The following is an 18,690-nucleotide window of genomic DNA, read 5'->3' as shown; positions in this document are numbered from 1 at the left end:
GCCGCGTCGGACCCGAAGTCACAAGGCCGGGGCCTCTTCCTCCGCCAGCCTGATCATCCGAAGCTCGTCCTCCACCGCACGGGCCGGCCAATAATCCTTCGCGAGCTCGTCCGCCCACACCCTGTCAGCTGACGGGAAAAGCTTGTGGAACAGCCCGGCAGCCTGAAGCAAAGCGATCAACGCCAGCGTCCTGGCATCGGGTGCCTTGGCAGCAGGTTGCGCGGCGTCCGTCGTCTTCCCATCAGTGGCCACTGCAGGGACCGGCGTGGATCCAGGCACCTGCTGCCCGGCCGGTACAACAGCGAGGGCCGCCTGGAGCTTCTTCATGAGCGCCGCCTCCGGAGCGTGGTCCTTCTCCGGGAACCGCACTGTCCGGAAGAAGCCGAGGTGCTTTTCGCCCGCATGTTCCACAATGCCCCGGGACGCCATGCCCTCATAAACGCGCTGCACTTCCCCCCGGCTCTCCATCATGGATACCCACCGTTTAGGTGTGTGGAGGCGGGATTTGTGCCGGATAGCCTCCAGCTCACGCCGGAGCTCGGTTTTGGGGGTGGCGCCGGTAGCCCTTACATGCTTTCCCTGCAGCTCGATCGCCCCCTGCATTTCCAGCTCCCCCAGTATCGCCCCGGCCAAGGTGGTCCTGAGTGCGAAGACGGGAATTTCGGGTTTGCCGTCGTTGTCATTTGTCGCCAAGAGGAGGAAGGCTTCGGGAAGGCTCAAGTCCACAGGTGCAGCTGTTTCCGCGTTCATACCACCATGGTGCGCCCGTCCGACAGCCACCACAATATGCTCCCGAAGAAGGCCGGATGGCACACCTGACATGCCAAAACAGCACCCGCCTCTGATCCAGCGATTGCTGAGAAACCGCTTTCTGGGTAGTCTCCTTGTCAGCGCTCACAATGCCGGCGTCATAGTGGACTCCGAGCCGGGCGCAGTTCATTCCAATGACGGAAGAGAGAACATGCGAAAACGCAGTACCCGCTTATCCCTGTCCGCAGCCCTTGCCGTGGCAGGAGCACTGGCCATTTCGGCTCCTGCGGGAGCAGCTCCGAGCCCGGTATCCGATCCCACCGCCCAGACCGCCCAGACCCCGCTGGAGCGCCAGGTTCTTGCCGCAGGGAACGGCTGGGCGTCCGAGGGAACAGGAACCACGGGCGGTTCAGCGGCAGACGATGCCCACGTTTATGACGTCTCCACCAAAGCCGAGCTGCTGGCTGCCTTCGCTGAAGCCGGCACCCAGCCCAAGATTGTCCGGGTCCATGGAACCATCAACGCCAACACCGCCGCGGACGGTTCAGCGCTGACCTGCGAAAGCTATGCCGAGGGCACCGGCTACAGCCTCGAGCAGTACCTTCTGGACTTCGACCCAGCAACCTACGGCCGCAGCCAGGAACCCGCCGGTCCGCAGGAAAGCGCCAGGCGCCTCGCCGCCGCAAACCAGGCGAAGGCCATCCGGTGGGACATCCCCAGCAACACCACCATCGTGGGTGCCACGCCGGAGAGCAGCATCAGCGGCGCCGCCCTCCGCGTCAACGGTGCCACCAACGTGATCGTCCGCAACCTCACGGTGCGGGACGCTGCCGACTGCTTCCCCGCCTGGGACCCCACCGACGGCGCCGAGGGCAACTGGAACAGCGAGTACGACCTGCTGCAGGTCATCAACAAAGCCACCCACGTCTGGATTGACCACTCCGAATTCACCGACGCCCCCAATCTGGACAGCTCCCAGCCGGAGTACTTCGGCCGCCCGTACCAGGTGCACGACGGCGCCGTGGACGTCACCAACGGCTCGGACCTGGTGACCATGTCCTTCAACCGGTTCTCCGACCATGACAAGCTGCTCCTGATCGGCTCCACGGACAACACCAACCGCGGGGACCCCGGCAAGCTGCGCGTCACCATCCACCACAACGTCTTCGAAAACGTCGGCCAGCGCGCCCCGCGCGTCCGGTTCGGCCAGGTGGACGTGTACAACAACCACTTCAAGGTGAATGAAGACAGCACCATCCCCTACGGCTACACGCTGGGCGCCGGGTTCGATTCCCACCTCTACGCCGAGGCGAATGCCTTTACGCTGCCGGACGGAATCGACCCCGCAAAGGTCATCACCCGCTTCAAGGGAACCGCGATCACCACCATCGGGAACGCCGTCAACGGCAAGATCACCGACCTGCGTGCCGAGTACAACGCCGCTGCCGCACCTGCTGACCAGCTGGCAGCGGACACGTCCTGGACGCCCACGCTTCGCACCCAGGTCCACCCGGCCCAGGCGGTGCCGGCACTGCTCCAGAACTCCACCGGCCCCATCTTCACCGCCGGAGGGGACCTCTGATGGCCGCCATCCTGCCGAGCCGCCGCAGCGTCCTGGCCACCCTCGCACTCACCGCAGGCACCATGGCACTCGCGGGAACGGGCATAGCCAGCGCCTTCCCCCAGGCCGAGCCGGACCCCACGAAACCCCGCACCAAGCCAGTCGTTTTCGTCGTCGGGGACTCGACGTCGTCGGCCTACCAGCAGTCCGAACGGCCCCGCGCCGGCTGGGGACAGGCACTGCCGCTCTTGTTGGGGCCGCAGGCCACCGTCTTTGACTACGCCTGGTCCGGCGCCTCGTCCAAGAGCTATGCCGACGCCGGGCTGCTGGACCGGGTGCTGGCCCTGATGCAGCCGGGCGACTACCTGCTGATCTCCTTCGGCCACAACGACGAGAAAGTCACGGACCCCAACCGGGGAACGCTGCCGGACTCCACGTTCAAGGAGTACCTAAGCCGCTACGTGGACGGCGCCAAAGCCCGTGGCGGCAAGCCCGTCCTGGTGACCTCCGTGGAACGCCGCCGCTTCGATTCCTTCGGGAATGCCCAGGATTCGCACGGCGCGTATCCGCAGGCCGTGCGGGACCTCGCCGCGGCGTCCGGCACTCCCCTGGTGGATCTGACGGCGTCGTCCAAGGCGCTGTGGCAGCAGCTGGGCCCGGAAGGGACCAAGCAGCACTTCCTGCACCTGGCTGCCGGCGAGCACCCGCAGTATCCCCAGGGTTCGGAGGACAACACGCATTTCCAGGCCGCCGGCGCGTTGGCGGTGGCCCGCCTCGTGGCCCGCGAGCTGCAATCCAAGGAAATCGTCCCGCCGGGCTACTTCCTGAATATCGACGCCGGCACCGATCCCCTGCTCGGCATGTACTGGCCCGCCGAGCGGCCCGTCGACGTCCCGGTCACGCTCGACGTCGGACCGGGCAGGACGTTCGCGACTGTACAGTCCGCCGTCGATTCCGTCCCTCCTGGCAGCCTTCAGCGGACAATCATCAGGATCCAGCCGGGCACCTATAGGGAAGCCGTGCGGGTGCCGAGCAACAAGCCCCGGGTCTCCTTCATCGGCCAGGGCGGACGGCCGGAGGACGTGGTGCTGGTCTACAACAACGCATCCGGAACGCCCAAGCCGGACGGCAGCGGGAACTTCGGCACCTCCGGCAGCGCCTCCGTGCGGATTGACGGACCGGACTTCGTGGCCCGGAACCTGACCATCAGCAACGATTTCGACGAAGCGGCCAACCTGGGCATGAAGGACCGCCAGGCTGTCGCGCTGCATATCACGGCGGACCGCTCGGTGCTGTCCAACGTCAGGATGCTGGGCAACCAGGACACCCTGCTGGTCAACTCACCGGCGGCGGGTGTCCAAGCCCGTTTCTACTTCGAAAGCTGCTACGTGGAAGGGGATGTTGACTTCATCTTCGGCCGCGGAACGGCTGTTTTCAGCGGCTGCGAGATCAAGTCCCTGAACCGCGCCTCGAGCACGAACAACGGGTACGTGACCGCCGGCAGCCTGGACCTGTCCATCACGTACGGCTACCTCTTTGACCAGTGCCGGCTGGTCTCGGACGCGGCGGCCAACACTGTCCACCTGGGCAGGCCGTGGCATCCAAGTGGCGACCCGAAGGCTGTTGCCCAGGTCCTGGTCAGGGACTCCTGGCTCGGCGCGCACATCTCCGGTACGCCGTGGACGGACATGAGCGGCTTCTCCTGGCGCGAGGCGCGGTTCCACGAGTACAACAACCGCGGCCCCGGCGCCCAGGTGACCCCCGACCGTCCGCAGTTGCCCGGGGCGGAGGCGGGCAACTACACGGTCAGGACCTACCTGCAGGGAACAGACGGCTGGGCACCGCAGCTCGCGGGCACCACTGCGGACAGCAGCGTAGTGCCCTCCGCGGCGGCCGCTTAGCCCGCTCCGCACATGCAACGCGGGGTCACTCCCGGCCCAATAATCGCCGGAAATTGGGCAGGATCTGACCCCGCGTTGGTGCAAAAGGGGACGTACGACGGCGGGAGGCGCCGCCGCCGTACGCTTCTTTGTGTGGCTGCCGCCTTACGAGGCCCGTGTGAAGGTGCCCAGCCCGGTCCGGTCGTAGAAGTCCAGCGTGACGCTTGGCGAGGAGCCGTTGCCGGCCCCGGCAAACAATGCACCGGCCAGGCCGTTGGCGTTCTCGCCGATGGTTTCGAAACTGAACGTGTCGCCGTCGAAGTGCGTGAGCGGAAAGCTGGTGGGGCTGCCGGCGGGGCCCATTCTCATGGCCAGTTTTCCACCCTCTTCGAGGACCACAAGCGGGCCGTAGTAGGGGTTGTCATAGGTGCCGGTGTAGGCACTGTTAGGCCCGGCAGGCGAGGGGCTGGGCGGAAGCTTGGTGTAATCGACCTCGGGTTTGTCGGACTCATCGATCCGCCTGAATGCATCGGCGGCGAAGGTGAGCCAGTCGACGGTGGGTGATCCGTGCTGTGCCGCGTCCAGGAAGCCGGCGCAGATTGCTTCAGGAATCCCCTGCGGGCGCCCGTTGGTCAGTGCCACAATGGCCAGTTGTTCGCCGGGAAGCATCGAGACGGCGGTGGCTGCGCCAAGGTTGAAAGCTCCGGAGTGCCCCAGCTGGACGCGCCCCTGGTCATCATAGGAGACGTTCCAGCCCAGTCCGTAGAAACGGGACCGGGCTGCCGGGGCCTGCGCCGGCCCGGAGACCGAGTGGGGAACGCGGGTTGTCTGGAGGGCGGCCGGATCGATGACGGGCTGGCCCTCGTAGCTGCCGTTTCCGAGCTGCAGCCGGAGCCACTGGGCCAGGTCCCGCACCGACGAACTCGCTCCTCCGGCCGGAGCCTCGGAATCGGCAATCCGGCGGTATTTTGCCGCCCACTCCTTGTTCCCGAGCGGAACATGGATGGTGGCCCTGTTGGAGGCGCGCTCATAGTCCGCGTAACGGTAGCTGCTGGCGGACATGCCCAGCTTCCGGAACAGGACCTCGTCGGCCAGGTCCTCCCAGCTCATTTGCATCGCATCGGCTGCCGCCTGGCCGGCTTCGGTGAAGCCGAAATTGCTGTAGTTGTAGCTTGCCCGGAACGTGTCCAGGGGCTCCTGGTTGAGGTGGCTGAGGATGTAGGCCCGGTCGAATCCGAGGTCCTCCAGCAGGTCACCCGAACCCGTTTTGAGCCCGCTGTGGTGCGACATCAGGTCAGCGAAGGTTGCATTCCGGGTGACGTACTCATCGTTGAGCGCGAAGCTTTTGTTGTGTTCAATGACGGGGTCCGTCCAGGTGATCACCTCCTGTCCTACTATCCCGGCCACCACGGTGGACGCCAGGGGCTTGGACACGGAAGCCACCTGGAACACGGTGTCAGGAGTGACCTCCCCGGGCTTCCCGACTTCCCGGACCCCGAAGCCATTGGAGTACAGCACCTCGTCCCGGTAGACGACGGCCACGGCCATGCCCGGGAGCCCGGTACTCCCCATGGCCTCCTGGATCAATCCCTCGAGCTTGGCCAGGGCGTTATCGACTTTGGCCCTGTCCAGCAGCGGCTCGACCTGTTGAGGCGGGGCCGGGAGCAGAGCTGCCGGCGCCGATGACGCTGCAAGCTGCGCCGATGCGCCCGTACAGGCGGACAGAACGGGCAAGCCGGCAACACCGGCCGCCCCCATTCCAGCCGCTTTCAGCAGCGTACGTCGGTTCGGGGAGACGGAGCCGTTATCCATGGTGAATCCTTGATCCTAGGGCGGTGAGCGCTTCCAGTAGGCGGCCCCAGCCTTCCCGACAGCCTCTATAGTGAACCCCGCACCGCACGCAGGCAATGGATTCTGCGGAAGTTGGGTAGGCCCCAGCGATGCGATGCTGTGGCCGCTGACCAGCAGGCATAAGCTGATAGGTACAGCTTCCTTCCAGACCCCGGGAGGTCATCGTGGACGCTGAAACCGCCACTGTGGTGGGTCATGATGTCACCACCATCACCTGCGTCTGCGGCAACACGGTCAGCCAGGACGGCTTGATCCAGGCCAACTCGCAGGGCGTGCCGGTCCACGCAGGAGGAGATGTGCCGGTCCCTCCGGAGTTGGCGGCATGGCCCGCGGATGAGGACCTCTACACCCTGTGCCCTAAATGCGGCCGTGTGTACCGCGACGCAGTCATCGAAGAGACAGGCACGGCGCCCGTTGCCTTCCGCGTGGACGTCGCCGCCGGACCGATTGCCGAAGCCATCCGCGTCCACTGGAACCTCAGCGCCTGAAACGCCGAGGGCTAGGACTCCCGCCGTCGTACGTCCTCTTGGTGCCAACGAACCTGGGCAAGTAGTAGGCCTGCGCGTTGTAGGTAATTAATACTCGTGCGCCCGGCCGCGGTCTCCTTGTAGCGTCGAACTACGTTTTGTGGCGCCCTGGCTTGAGACCCTGGGGCTTCGGGGACCGCTGGTTCCCACCCCCCTGATCGCGAGGAGGGAATGTGAATTGTCAGGTTCCTGGAGGGACGCATGACTCTTAAGCAACGGCACAGGGAACCCTGGCGCGTCGAGAAGATGGTGCTGCTGGTGGTCACGGCCCTCCTCACGGTGGAAATGCTCGATGGCTTCGCCGTCGTTCCTCCCACGCTGCCGGCCGTGGATGCAACCGTCACCATCGATCTAGATACAACGCTCAACGAGTTTCCTGGCACCCGGGTCCTTGGCGCCGGCGTGGACGGCCTGGAAGAAGGGGAAATCGACAAGGTCTGGACCCCCGCCAACGTCCAGGCGATGAAAACGGCCGGATTCGGACCCATCAGCTACCGGCTCCGCACTGAACTCGGCGTCAAGGCCTGGCACTGGAACCCGCGCGGGACATGGAGCGACCCCGCTGCGGAGCAGGGGTACTGGGTCTCCTCAGATGAACCGAAGGAAGATTACCGGGCGTCCCAGGGGTACCGCCTTCCCCGCCGCGGAAACACCGTCGACCAGGGAAAGAACGACGGCTACTCCCGGCTCTCCGACGGAGACCTCTCCACGTTCTGGAAGAGCAACCCGTACCTGGACTCGCATTTCACCGGGGAACCGGACGATCTGAACCCGCAGTGGATCATGGCCGTCTTCCCCCACGCTTTTCCGATCGACACCGTGATGTTCGACTGGGGTACGCCGTTCGCCACGGGTTTCAAGGTGCAGTACTGGTCCGGCAAGGACGCCCACTTTCCCGTTGACGACGGGAAATGGGTCGACTTTCCGCTAGGCACCCACACAGGAACCGGCGGTTCCCAGACAGTACGGATCGCGCCCCAACCCATGGATGTGCAGTATCTGCGCATCGTGCTGACCCAGGATTCGGACACCGCTCCCGAGGGTTCCACCGATGTCCGTGACAAGCTCGGATTCTCCGTGCGCGAGCTCTCCATCGGGCAGGAGACGGCCGACGGGTTTGTCGATTACATCGCCCATACGCCCTCGCAGGAGCAGACGGAGATGTGGACGTCCTCCACCGACCCGTGGCACAGTGCAGGCGACATCGACAAACACTACGAGCACGCCAGCTTCGAGCGGCTCTTCGACAGCGGCATCACCAACGGCCAGCCGATGATGGTTCCGGTTCCCGCACTGTACGGCGTGCCGGAGGACGCCGCAGCCCTGCTGCGCTACCTGAAGAAGCGCGGCTACCCGGTGGAACGCGTCGAGATCGGTGAGGAACCGGACGGCCAGCTCGCCCAGCCCGAACATTACGCGGCGCTGTACCTGCAGATGGCCCGGGCGATGAAAGAGGTTGATCCCGCCGTCGAGTTCGGAGGCCCGGGCTACCAGACCACCTTGCCGGAGTGGGTGCACTGGCCTGATGCGAAGGGCGTGAGGTCCTGGACGGGCCGCTTCGTGTCCTACCTGCGGGAACGCAACAAGATGGAGGACTTCGACTTCTTCTCTTTCGAGTGGTATCCGTTCGATGATGTATGCGCTGATCCGAGCGAACCGCTGGCCGAACACCCCAAGCTCCTCAAGGACCTCCTTGTCCGCCAGGAACAGGCCGGCCTTCCGGCTGACATTCCCAAGGTGATCACCGAGTACGGGTATTCCTCCTTCGCCGGCCAGGTGGAGCTGGAATTGCCCGGAGCCATGATTAACGCCGAAACAGCCGCCCTCTTCCTGGCCCTGGGCGGGGAGACCAGCTACTACTACGGGCTGGAACCGAACTGGGTTTTCCAGGAAAAGGAAGGCAAGAACTGCAACTCGTGGGGAAACCTGATGATGCTGCAGTTCTACGATGAGTGGAAAATCCGACCCCTGGCCGCGTTCCAGGCTGCCCGGCTTGTAAATGAGCACTGGGTGCATGCAAGCGACGGCAACCACACCGTCCATACCGCCACCAGCGACATCAACAACCAGAAGGGTGAGCCGCTGGTCACCGCCTACGCGCTGCGCCGGCCCGACGGCAGCCTGGGTGTGCTCCTGTTCAACAAGGACCCGCAAAAATCGATCAAAGTCCGGTTGATGCACAAAACCGGCGGTGAGCACGACGTTGTTGAGGGGGAGATCGCCCTCGAGCAGTACGGGTCTGCACAGTACAAGTGGAACCCGAGCCAGGGTGAAGGGAACGGCGGACAACCCAAACCCAACCAGCCGCCTGGTTCAAGTGTCATCAAGGCCGATGAGGCAGCCACCTTCACCCTGCCGCCGCACAGCATTTCCGTGGCAGTGACGGAGCCCTGACCGCCTTCTCAAGACAACGGTGCAAAGGGGACGTACGACGGCGGGACGCTTCCCGTCGTCGTACGTTTCCCTTTGTCAGGCGTCGGCGAAGGCGAGGCTGCTGGACAGGTCGCGGTGGGCGTTTGCCTGTTCCCCCAGCTTCTTGGCCCGTGCCTCGAAAGTCTCCACTGCGTCCGCGCCGGCCGCGAAGCGCAGCGGCGGGTCGTCCAGCTCGGCCAGCTGGATCAGGGCATCGGCGAGCTTGGCCGGGTCTCCCCACTGCTGGCCGTCCATACTCTTCCAGGCTTTGACTGTCTGCTCCGTGCGTTCGGCGTAGTCCTCGATGGTGGAGTCGACGTAGCTGGTGGATTCCGGGGTCAGCAGCTCGGTGCGGAAGAACCCGGGCTCCACGATCATGGACCGGATGCCGAACGGGGCCACTTCCGGCGCCAGCGACTCGGCCCAGCCCTCCACGCCGAACTTTGAGGCGGCGTATGCGGTGAGGAACTCCCCGCCCGCGATGCCGGCTGTGGAGGAGATGGTGACCAGCAGGCCGGATCGCTGGGCCCGCAGGACCGGCAGGGCGGCGCGGGTGACGTTGATGGGGCCGAACATGGTGGTTTCGATCTGGGTCCGGAAGTCCTGCGGGATGATTTCCTCGAAGAACCCGGCGTAGAAGTTGCCGGCGTTGTTCACCAGGACGTCGATCCGGCCGAACCGGTCCACTGCTGCCTGGACGGCGGCGGTCGCGTCCGCGGGGTCGGTGACGTCGAGCTTCACGGTGAGGAGGTCCTCATGGGCGCCGACCGCCTGGGTGACCTTTTCGGGGTTGCGGCCGGTGGCCACCACCGCGTGCCCGGCCGCCAGGGCAGCTTTGGCGATATCGGTACCGAGTCCACGGCCGGCGCCGGTGATGAACCAGACCTCTTGGCCGGTCCGGTTAGCGTTCTGTTCTGTCGATGGGCTCTGCTCAGTCATGTGGTTCTGTCTTTCCTGTGATGCGTGATTCCGCCTTCGCGTGGGGGCGGGCGGGGATAGTGGTTCCGCCGGCAGGACCGCCGGCGGTGGCCGTTTCGGTGGCTGCAGCGGACGGTGCTGACGCCCAGCTGGCGAGGAAGGCCAGCGCGCTTATGGAGGCGGAGTCCGGCTCCGCGGTGAAGGCGAACAGGGTCTGGCCTTCGTCGCCGGGGAGGTGCAGCGTCTCGAACTGCAGGGACAGGTCCCCGGCCACGGCATGGTGGAAGCGCTTGGTTCCGGTGGTGTGGATCCGCACGTCGTGCCCGGCCCAGAGCGCGGCGAACTGCCCGCTGCGTGTGGTCAGCTCCCCCACCAGTTCGTTCAGCGCCCGGTCGTGGGGATTCCGGCCCGATTCCGAGCGCAGCATCGCAACCGTGGTGGCCGCCACCGCATTCCAGTCGGGATACAGGTCGCCGGCGCCCCGGTCGAGGAAGAGGTAGCGTGCCTGGTTCGGCAGCCTGCCCGGCACGTCCGGCCCGTACGACACCTCAGAGTTGAACACGTCCGCATACAGCGCCTTGCCCAGGAGATTCGCGGCGAGCACGTCCGAGCGACCGTTCTGCAGCATCGCTGCCGCGCCGGTCACCCCTTCCAGCAGGCGCAGAACCCCGGGGCGGACCCGCTGCTGCGGCCGACGCGGCATCCGGCGTGACGGCGCGTTCGCCGTCCTTGCCAGGTCCATCAGATGTGCCCGTTCGGCCTCGTCCAGCTGAAGGGCGGATGCCACGGCTTCGAGGACCGAGTCGGAGACGCCGCGGAGGCTGCCGCGTTCGAGCCGCGTGTAGTAATCGGTGCTCACCCCGGCCAGCTGCGCCACCTCCTCACGCCGCAGGCCCGGAACCCGGCGCAGATCCCCGTAGCTGGGGATGCCGGCCTGCTCCGGGCTGACCTTCGCGCGGCGCGAGATCAGGAACTGGCGGATGTCGTCTTTTCTGTCCACATCCATCACGCTACGCAGCTTGGCCGGCCGGTGGCAGTGTCCACCAGACACCCCCAGATGTGGTGGGGAACGACGCCAGCAGGCACCACAAAAGCAGCCAGCGCAAAAGGAAGCGGCCGACGGCGGGAGGTTCCCGCCGTCGGCCGCTTCCCTTTGGTAGCTAGGAGGTGAAGGGGCCTTTCTCCCAGCTCACGACGGCGACGTCGGCGCTGTTGCCTGCCTCCGGTGGCGGAGGTGCTGAACTGCGCTGAGCACGAGGGCTGCGGCCAGGACCACGTAAAGGGTGACAGTGATGGGGCTGTCTACCAAGATGCCCAGATCTCCTTCGGAAACTGCCAGTGCCCGTCGGAGTTCGGTTTCTGCCATGGGCCCGAGAATCACTGCGATCAGAACCGGCGCCAGGGGGATGTTGTACCGGCGCATCAGGAATCCGATGAGGCCGATGGCGATGAGCAGCCACAGATCAAGGACTGCGGAGCTGACCGCGTAGACGCCGAGCATGGAGAAGACAGTGATGCCCGCGTAGAGGTAGTGCTTTGGGATGCTCAGCAGCTTTGCCCAGACTGATGCGAACGGGATGTTGATCATCACCAGGATCACGAGGCCGATGAACAGTGAGGCCAGCAGGGCCCACACCAGGTCACCGCTCCGTTCGAAGAGCAGCGGTCCTGGCTGCATGCCGTACTGCTGGAACGCGGCGAGCATGATTGCCGCCGTGGCCGATACCGGGAGCCCCAAGGCGAGCAGCGCGCCCATGGCGGTGCCGGCGGTGGCGTTGGCGGCGGCCTCGGGCGCGGCGAGGCCGCGGATGGAACCGGTAGTACCAAACTCAGGGTCATTCCGCCGCTTGGCCAGCTGCTTTTCGGTGCCGTAGGCAAGGAAGGTGGGGACCTCGGCGCCGCCTGCCGGGATCAGCCCGAACGGGGCGCCGAACGCGGTGCCACGCAGCCATGCTGGCAGGGCCTTCCTGAAGTCGGCCATACTCAGGCGGGCACGGCCCGTGGTTTGAATACGGGTTACCACCGGGTCGCGGTGGATGCGGGAGGCGATGTGGAAGACCTCGCCAAGCGCCAGGAGCCCCACGGTGATGACGATGACGGAGATTCCGTCGAAGAGCTGCGGCATGCCCAGCGTGAACCGGGCGGTTCCGCTGGGGCCGTCAATGCCGACGAGGGCCAGCGCGAGGCCGACGCCCAGGGCCGCGATGCCTCGAATCACGGATTCGGAGACGACGGCGGAGATGGCCAGGAAGGCGAATACTGCCAGGGCGAAGTACTCGGCCGGACCGAAGACGGTGGCCATCTTGACCAGGGTTGGTGCGAAGAAGACCACAAGGGTGGTGGCGATGAGGCCGCCGATAAATGCACCGATGGCGCAGGTGGCCAGGGCCTTTGCCGCCTGGCCGCTTTTGGCCATGCGGTGACCCTCGAAGGTGGAGGCGATGGCAGAGGAGTGGCCGGGGGTGTTGAGCAGGATTCCGGAAGTTGAGTCGCCGAAGAGGCCGCCGAAGTAGATCCCGGCAAACATGATGAAGGCCGCAGTGGGTTCCAGCGAAAAGGTGACAGGCAGCAGCAGGGCCACCGCCATGGCTGAGCCAAGTCCGGGGACGACGCCGACGGCGGTGCCCAGGAGGGCGCCGATCAGCACCCAGAGCAGGTTAATGGGGGTCAGGGCATTGGCGAAGCCGCCCATGAGGAGTTCGAGCTGTTCCATTTACAGGATTCCTCCTATGAAGCCAGAGGGCAGGCTGAGGCCGAGCGCGCCGCCAAAGGCGAGTTGGATGGTTGAGGAGAAGAGCAGGCCCAGGCCAATGTCGAAGAACGGACGGCGGCTGCCGAGAGCGTAGGCGACGAGCCAGAACAACGATGCCGCAGTGATGATCCAGCCCAGCGGTTCCAGCAGCAGGACAAAGGCCACGACGCCTCCAAGCATCAGGCCGACCGTGCGCCAATCGGAATAGGTTTTCCACGTTTTGCCGGGGCTTGGAAGTGGGGCAGCTTCATACGCGGCATCTTCTTCCTTCCCCAGGTGTCCGAGGTCGTGCAGCATGTCAGCGGAGAACTGGCCGTGCCCGGGATGGATGGTGTTGTCCGGGACGTTAGGTTTACGAAGGATTTGGATGGCCAGCAGCGTGGCTGCGAGGTAGAGGACAATGCACACGAGAATCGGGAAGAACTGAGGCCCGGGGGCTGACTTGCCCTGCACGTTCATCGTCACAGTGCCGATGGTGAGGACTATTGCCACTGCGTAAAGTACCGAAACCACAACAAATTCGCTGCGGCCGGTCCCAAAGCGGGGCTTGGGAGTGCCCTGTGGATCCATGACGGCTCCCGCTTCGGACTGGTGCTGGGTGATGCTCATAGGCCGAGGTCCTTTACGATTTCTTGGGCAGTTGCAACTTCAGCAGCTACGAACTGCTCGAATTCTTCGCCGGTTGAGAATGTGTCCGTCCAGCTGTTGCGCTTGAGGGCGCCCTGCCATTGCGCGCTGTCCCGCATCTCGGTGACGATCTTTATGAATTCCGCTTTCGCTTCCTCCGTGGTGCCGGGCGCCGCCACAAACCCCCGCCAGTTCGACATGGCCGCATCCACGCCCTGTTCTTTGAAGGTGGGAACGTCAACGCCCTCCAGCCGCTCCTCTGAGGAGATGGCCAAAGCACGCAGGGTTCCGGCTTCGATCTGGTCCCTGACCTCGTTGTAGCCGGACATGCCGGCGGCCGTGGTGTGGGACAACAGGGAGGTCAGCGCCTCGCCTCCTCCGGAGTAGGCGATGTAATTAACATCTTTCGGATCCATCCCGACGGTTTTGGCCACTATGGCGCTGAGCAGATGGTCGATGGAACCCAGAGAACCGCCTCCGATCGAGGTTCCGCCGGGATCCGATGTCCAGGCGTCCAGGAACTCATCGAGTGTCTGGAACCTGGAATCGGCAGGAACAACCAGGGCAGCGTAGTCATCGGCCATTCGGGCGATGGGAACAACGTCCGCCATGGACTCCGGGTTGTCGCCGAGCTCGATGGCCCCCACCATCACTCCGCCCGTCACCAGGAGGGCATCCTCGCGTCCTGGCGTCTGGACAAATTGGCTTAGTCCGATGGTCCCGCCGGCGCCGGGGACATTCACCACCTGCGGGTTGTTGACCACGCCGTCGCTCTTGAGCGCCTGCTGTCCTTCGCGCGCAAATCCATCCCATCCGCCACCAGGTGCTGCCGGGGCGATGAGGGTCAGTTTGTTCCTTGCGGTGCTGGTTCCGCCGGCGGTACCGGCATTGAGGAACGCAAGCGCAGCAATCACGGCGACGACCACGCCGAACACGGCATTGCGTAGGGGCTTTTTCATATCTCTCGTTCCGTAACGGCGTTGTTGAGCGGGCCAAGTCAGGTGAACGGTACTTTGCGTATGACATCCCGGCATTTGAGGATGAAGTGCGCATACATTTGTACACAATCGAATACAGTTATACCTGTGAGTCACGTCACCGGCAAGTCACAGCCCGAAAAAGCGCTCTTGTGCCGGGCGGCTAAGTTTGTATACAGTCGTATGCAACGGCAACGAAAGGACAAGGGATGTCTCTCGGAAAAGGTTTGAAGCCTCAGGACATTGAGGCTGTAGACGTGCTTGTGGTGGGCGGCGGGAACGCAGGCTTCACTGCAGCGCACGCAGCAGCAGTGCGCGGCCGGAAGGTAGTCCTGCTCGAAAAGGGCAGCGAAGACATGGCGGGCGGGAACAGCTTCTACACCGCGGGCGCCACCCGCATAGCCCACGATGGCCTCGCCGATCTGCTGGACTGGGTGGAACCGGACGAACGGCACAGCCGCACCGAAGTTCCGCCCTACTCCGCGGACGAATACGCCGCTGACCTTGCCAAGGTCACCGAAGGCCGGAACGACCCGGACCTGACCAAGGTGCTGGTTGAGGAATCCCAGCCCACGCTGCGCTGGCTCAACAGCCTGGGATTGAAGTACCGCTTGATGTACGAACGCCAGGCGTTTGAACGCCCCGATGGGTCGTACCTGTTCTGGGGTGGTCTCCACGTCGGTAACGTCGGCGGAGGCGAAGGACTGATCGAGGACCATACCCGGGTAGCCGCAGAGCTTGGCATCGATGTCCGGTACAGCCACGCGGCAAAAAGCCTCATCGTCGAGGGCGGCCGAGTGGTTGGCATCGTCACGGATTCCCCCTCGGGTGAACTGTCACTGCACGCCGAGTCAGTCATCCTCACGGCAGGAGGTTTCGAAGCCGATCCCCAACTGCGCAGGGAGTACCTGGGGGAAGGCTGGGAAAACGCCAAGGTCAGGGGCACGCCGAATAACACCGGCGACATGATCGCTGCTGCCCTTGCGGTCGGAGCAGCACGAGGGGGCGATTGGGGAACGTGCCACAGTGTTCAGTGGGACGCCTTCACCGCCACCAATGAGAGCAACCGTGAGCTGACCAACCGTTTGACCCGCCAGAGCTACCCGTTCGGCATCATCGTCAATACCAACGGTGAGCGGTTCCTGGATGAAGGGGCCGACTTCCGCAACTACACCTATGCCAAGTACGGCAAGGAGATCCTGAAGCAGCCCGGATCCGTGGCGTACCAGATCTTTGATGCGACCCTGCGCCCCATGCTGCGCACTGAAGAGTACGACATGCCGGGCATATCGGTGGAAGTGGCGGACACCCTGGAAGAGCTGGCGGCCAAGATCGGCATTGACGCCGAAAAGCTGTCAAAGACCGTGAGTGACTTCAACAACTCGATCGACCGCAGCATCACCTTCGATCCCAATATCAAAGATGGCCGCGCCGCCGCCACCGAGCCTGTGAAGAGCAACTGGGCCGCCCCGATCGAAACGGGCCCCTTCTACGCCTACGGTGTCACCTGCGGAATCACGTTTACGTTCGGCGGCATCAAAGCAGACACCCACGGCCGGGTTCTCGACAGCGAGGGGAAGCACATCGAAGGCCTGTACGTGGCGGGCGAAATGCTCGGCGGCCTGTTCAGCGCCAACTATCCGGGAGGCAGCGGGCTTGCTGCCGGATGTGTTTTTGGCCGACGGGCCGGCGTTCTCGCGTAAAGTTCCTTACAAGAGAATTGCCCAGCAGTAGCCATTCCAATGCCTCAAGGACCAGTCACGTGACGGACACAGCAACCGCCCGCATCGACGGAGAAAGCATCTTCCAGACCCTGCGGAGCGAGATCCTGTCCGGAGTGCACCAGCCTGGTACTGCTATTCGGGAAACATCGCTGGCCCAACGTTTCGGCGTCTCCCGGACCCCGGTCCGGGAGGCGCTGTCCCGCCTCCAGCAGGAGCGGCTTCTTGAGCGCGTCGACAGGGGCCTGCAAGTGCCCCAGGTGGACCCGCAGCAGGTCATCCAGATCTACGATATGCGCATCCTCCTCGAAGAAGAGGCCGCGCGCCAGGCAGCACGGTCGAGGCAGTTCCCGGACCTGATGCGGCTTGAAGCATTGCTGCAGCGCGACCGGCAACTGCAGGAACCGGATGACCATACTAGGATCACCACTAACCTGGAGTTCCATGCCGCCATCTGGAACTGCGCGCACAATCCCGTCCTCACAGACCTGTTGGACCGGTTGTCGACGCACCTGATCCATGCACCCCGGTCCACGCTCTCCACGGGGAACCGGTGGGCCGAGTCCCTGGACGAGCATGAATCCCTGATCCACGCCATCGAGCAGCAGGACGGCGACGCCGCCGGGAAAATTGCCAGGCAGCACATGGAAACAGCACGCGCCCTGCGTCTGCAGCTTCTCCGCGAGACGGCCCTGCAACATCCGCTGGGCAGTTCCCGCCGTTAATTCAGGCCAGCGGCCGACGGCGGGAGGTTCCCGCCGTCGGCCGCTTCCGTTTGTGTGCCTAGGAGCTGAAGGGGACTTTCTCCCAGCTCAGGACTTCGGCGCCGTCGGCGCTGTTGCCGGCCACCGTGAACCGGACGTAGTTGGTGGCGTTGGCCGAGCCGTCCACGGTGATGCGCTGCAGGTCGTCGGCGGGGGCCTGGCCGTAGATGTCCAGCCACGGTGAGCCCTCGGCCAGGGGCTGGTTCTCGGCGAAGATGTGGCTGTCGCCGTTGATGAGGTAGACAGGGCGGTCAAAGCCGTTGGTTTCCTCGACAATGGCCTGGACGATCCCGCGGACCCCGGACACCAGGTCAGGGTTGGCCGTGGCAGCGGCGAGCAGCGACGGGTCGAACATGTCGGCCTGGGTCATCAGCACCACGGCGCGGTCGTTGCGGCGCTCGGCGTCATCGAACGTTTCGCGGATCTGGCCCAGGACGTCGTCCGTCCGGTGCTCAACTTCGGCCAGCTGCTCGGGGGTGGCCGTGGTTTCGCCCAGGCCGCTCCACGGCAGCAGCGAGTTGTTGCTGCCCTGGATGTTCAGCACGGAAAAGGCCACTCGGTTCTGGGTGAAGCGGACGTTCTCCGGCAGTCCAAGGCTCTCCTGGGTCTTGACCGGCATGGTGGCGCCCAGGGTCTTGCCGGGTTCGTTGAAGAAGACGTCCCGCAGCTTGTCCAGCCGTTCCAGCGGGTTGTAGGCCCCATTGTTGGTGCGGTGGCAGTCCACCCACTCGTTGTCGCCCGGGGTGAAGACCAGCGGGTGCTCGAAGGTGTCGAACTGGGTGCGGATGTTGGCGAAGTACTCATCCGAGCAGACCGAGGAGCCATTCTTGATGTCTCCCACGTGGGTGACGAACTTCAGCGTACTGTCGGCGTTGATGTCCTGGATGCGGGCGGGGAATTTCGCGATTTCGGCCTCGCCGTAGGGGATGTCGCCCATGACGCCGAAGGTGAAGGCGTCGCTGGTGCTGTCAGCGGCCGTGGCCGGCTGGGACACAAGGAGGCCAAGCGCGAGGACGGCTGCCGCCGTCGTGGTTTTAATGGTCTTTGAAGGCATGGAACGCACTCCTGTTTCTCTGGGAAGGGCTACGCCGCGCGGGCGGTGAGGAACTGCTGCAGTCCGGCGAGGTCGTCGGTGTTGATGTGGTCCACCCCGGCGTCGACGAGTTCATTCCAGACCGCGTCACGCGCGTCGCCCGGCATGTCCGGGGTGGCCCAGAAGCGGACGCGGTAACCGTTCGCGTGCGCCTCGGCAACGTAGCCGTGCAGCTTGGTGCGCTCAGCCTCGGGCATGGGTCCGACGCCCTGCCAAGTGAAAAGCCTCGTCCAGTTGTCGCTGACCAGCGGCATCAGGTCGGCGGGCCTGCCGGAGGTGAGGTCGGCGGAGCGGCCGTCGTAGAAGCTGAACCGCTTCTCCTGTGCCTGCATGGTGGCCAGCGGGCGGTTGCCGCTGATGACGGCGGTGACCGGGCCGGTCTTGGTGGTGCCGTGGGTGTAGCGGCTCATGATGTCGCGGTGCTCGGCCAGTTCCTGCTCGATGGCGGCGTAGGTGGCCTCGCCTTCGCTCTTGATGTCGATCAGGAGCTGCAGGCTGCCGTCCCAGTGCGGGTAGACGCTGTGGCCCTGCTGGCTGCGGACCAGGTCCTGCAGCGGGTCAAGGTAGAGGCTTTCGAGTGTGACGCCGGGCTGGACGTCCTCCAGGTCGTGGGCCACCAGCAGCTCGCCGTCCACCAGCCAGACGTCCGCTTCGACACTGGTAAAGCCGTGCTCCAGCGCGTCGAACAGGGGGCGGTCATGCTCATAGTCGTTGTGCGCATGTGCCTGGGCCAGCGGTTGGCCGACGACGACGGGAGCGGGCTTGGTTGCCTCGGCCTGGGCCGGTGCTGCGGCCGTCCCTGCCAGGGAGGCGAGGATGGCGACGGCGGCAAGGGTGCTTTTCACGAACACGGAGTA

The 18,690-nt window shown here is 64.8% G+C and carries 15 protein-coding genes; 6 read left to right on the top strand and 9 right to left on the bottom strand.

Translation table 11 applies throughout. The features are described from left to right. Positions 1 to 18: 18 nt before the first annotated feature. Positions 19 to 750 (bottom strand): GPP34 family phosphoprotein, encoded by a 732-nt coding sequence (locus DXK94_RS03435; RefSeq protein WP_115523835.1) that lies wholly within the window; start codon positions 748 to 750, stop codon positions 19 to 21. 211 nt (positions 751 to 961) lie between these two features. Between DXK94_RS03435 and DXK94_RS03430 the strand changes: the two genes are divergently transcribed. After that, positions 962 to 2,332 carry a polysaccharide lyase family 1 protein gene (locus DXK94_RS03430; RefSeq protein WP_115523834.1) on the top strand — a complete coding sequence of 457 codons (1,371 nt, stop codon included), beginning with the start codon at positions 962 to 964 and terminating at the stop codon, positions 2,330 to 2,332. Continuing rightward, a complete protein-coding gene (locus DXK94_RS03425) occupies positions 2,332 to 4,212 on the top strand; it encodes a pectinesterase family protein (RefSeq protein WP_115523833.1) in 1,881 nt (626 codons plus the stop codon). Before DXK94_RS03430 ends, DXK94_RS03425 begins: the two co-directional genes overlap by 1 nt. 144 nt (positions 4,213 to 4,356) lie before the next feature. Here DXK94_RS03425 and DXK94_RS03420 read toward each other — a convergent pair whose 3' ends face one another. Beyond that, entirely contained in the window at positions 4,357 to 6,003 is a 1,647-nt protein-coding gene (locus tag DXK94_RS03420) for a serine hydrolase (RefSeq protein ID WP_115523832.1), read from the bottom strand. Positions 6,004 to 6,206: 203 nt separating this feature from the next. Here DXK94_RS03420 and DXK94_RS03415 point away from each other — a divergent pair, with 203 nt between their 5' ends. Beyond that, positions 6,207 to 6,530 (top strand): hypothetical protein, encoded by a 324-nt coding sequence (locus DXK94_RS03415; protein WP_115523831.1) that lies wholly within the window; start codon positions 6,207 to 6,209, stop codon positions 6,528 to 6,530. A 240-nt stretch (positions 6,531 to 6,770) separates the two neighbouring features. Then, positions 6,771 to 8,963, top strand: coding sequence for a discoidin domain-containing protein (locus DXK94_RS03410; protein ID WP_115523830.1), 2,193 nt, complete (start codon positions 6,771 to 6,773; stop codon positions 8,961 to 8,963). Between the two features lie 75 nt (positions 8,964 to 9,038). Here DXK94_RS03410 and DXK94_RS03405 read toward each other — a convergent pair whose 3' ends face one another. The 5 genes from DXK94_RS03405 to DXK94_RS03385 form a co-directional block, all read right to left on the bottom strand. After that, the gene (locus tag DXK94_RS03405) at positions 9,039 to 9,920 is read right to left on the bottom strand and encodes an SDR family oxidoreductase (RefSeq protein WP_115523829.1); all 882 of its coding nucleotides are present in this window, start codon (positions 9,918 to 9,920) and stop codon (positions 9,039 to 9,041) included. Further along, complete coding sequence (locus tag DXK94_RS03400) at positions 9,913 to 10,905, bottom strand: helix-turn-helix transcriptional regulator (protein ID WP_220272951.1); 993 nt, start codon at positions 10,903 to 10,905, stop codon at positions 9,913 to 9,915. The genes DXK94_RS03405 and DXK94_RS03400 overlap by 8 nt, the downstream gene beginning before the upstream one ends. Positions 10,906 to 11,088: 183 nt before the next feature. Further along, complete coding sequence (locus DXK94_RS03395) at positions 11,089 to 12,612, bottom strand: tripartite tricarboxylate transporter permease (protein WP_115523827.1); 1,524 nt, start codon at positions 12,610 to 12,612, stop codon at positions 11,089 to 11,091. Next, positions 12,613 to 13,260, bottom strand: a complete 648-nt coding sequence (locus tag DXK94_RS03390; RefSeq protein WP_220272950.1) for a tripartite tricarboxylate transporter TctB family protein — start codon at positions 13,258 to 13,260, stop codon at positions 12,613 to 12,615. Continuing rightward, the gene (locus tag DXK94_RS03385) at positions 13,257 to 14,237 is read right to left on the bottom strand and encodes a tripartite tricarboxylate transporter substrate binding protein (protein WP_115523826.1); all 981 of its coding nucleotides are present in this window, start codon (positions 14,235 to 14,237) and stop codon (positions 13,257 to 13,259) included. Before DXK94_RS03385 ends, DXK94_RS03390 begins: the two co-directional genes overlap by 4 nt. A gap of 227 nt (positions 14,238 to 14,464) precedes the next feature. On the opposite strand from DXK94_RS03385, the gene tcuA reads away from it, so the two are divergent. Continuing rightward, the gene (gene tcuA, locus DXK94_RS03380; RefSeq protein ID WP_115523825.1) at positions 14,465 to 15,958 is read left to right on the top strand and encodes an FAD-dependent tricarballylate dehydrogenase TcuA; all 1,494 of its coding nucleotides are present in this window, start codon (positions 14,465 to 14,467) and stop codon (positions 15,956 to 15,958) included. A gap of 59 nt (positions 15,959 to 16,017) precedes the next feature. Beyond that, a complete protein-coding gene (locus tag DXK94_RS03375) occupies positions 16,018 to 16,701 on the top strand; it encodes a GntR family transcriptional regulator (RefSeq protein ID WP_115523824.1) in 684 nt (227 codons plus the stop codon). A gap of 58 nt (positions 16,702 to 16,759) precedes the next feature. Here the strand turns inward: DXK94_RS03375 and DXK94_RS03370 are convergent, their stop codons facing one another. Together DXK94_RS03370 and DXK94_RS03365 are read right to left on the bottom strand one after the other, a co-directional pair. Further along, entirely contained in the window at positions 16,760 to 17,794 is a 1,035-nt protein-coding gene (locus tag DXK94_RS03370) for a metallophosphoesterase (protein WP_115523823.1), read from the bottom strand. Positions 17,795 to 17,823: 29 nt separating this feature from the next. Continuing rightward, positions 17,824 to 18,684, bottom strand: coding sequence for a phosphatidylinositol-specific phospholipase C/glycerophosphodiester phosphodiesterase family protein (locus tag DXK94_RS03365; protein WP_115523822.1), 861 nt, complete (start codon positions 18,682 to 18,684; stop codon positions 17,824 to 17,826). Positions 18,685 to 18,690: the final 6 nt, after the last annotated feature.

The sequence above is a fragment of the Arthrobacter sp. RT-1 genome, assembly GCF_003367205.1.
Lineage (GTDB): Bacteria > Actinomycetota > Actinomycetes > Actinomycetales > Micrococcaceae > Arthrobacter.
This window is presented reverse-complemented; position numbering and strand designations above follow the sequence as displayed.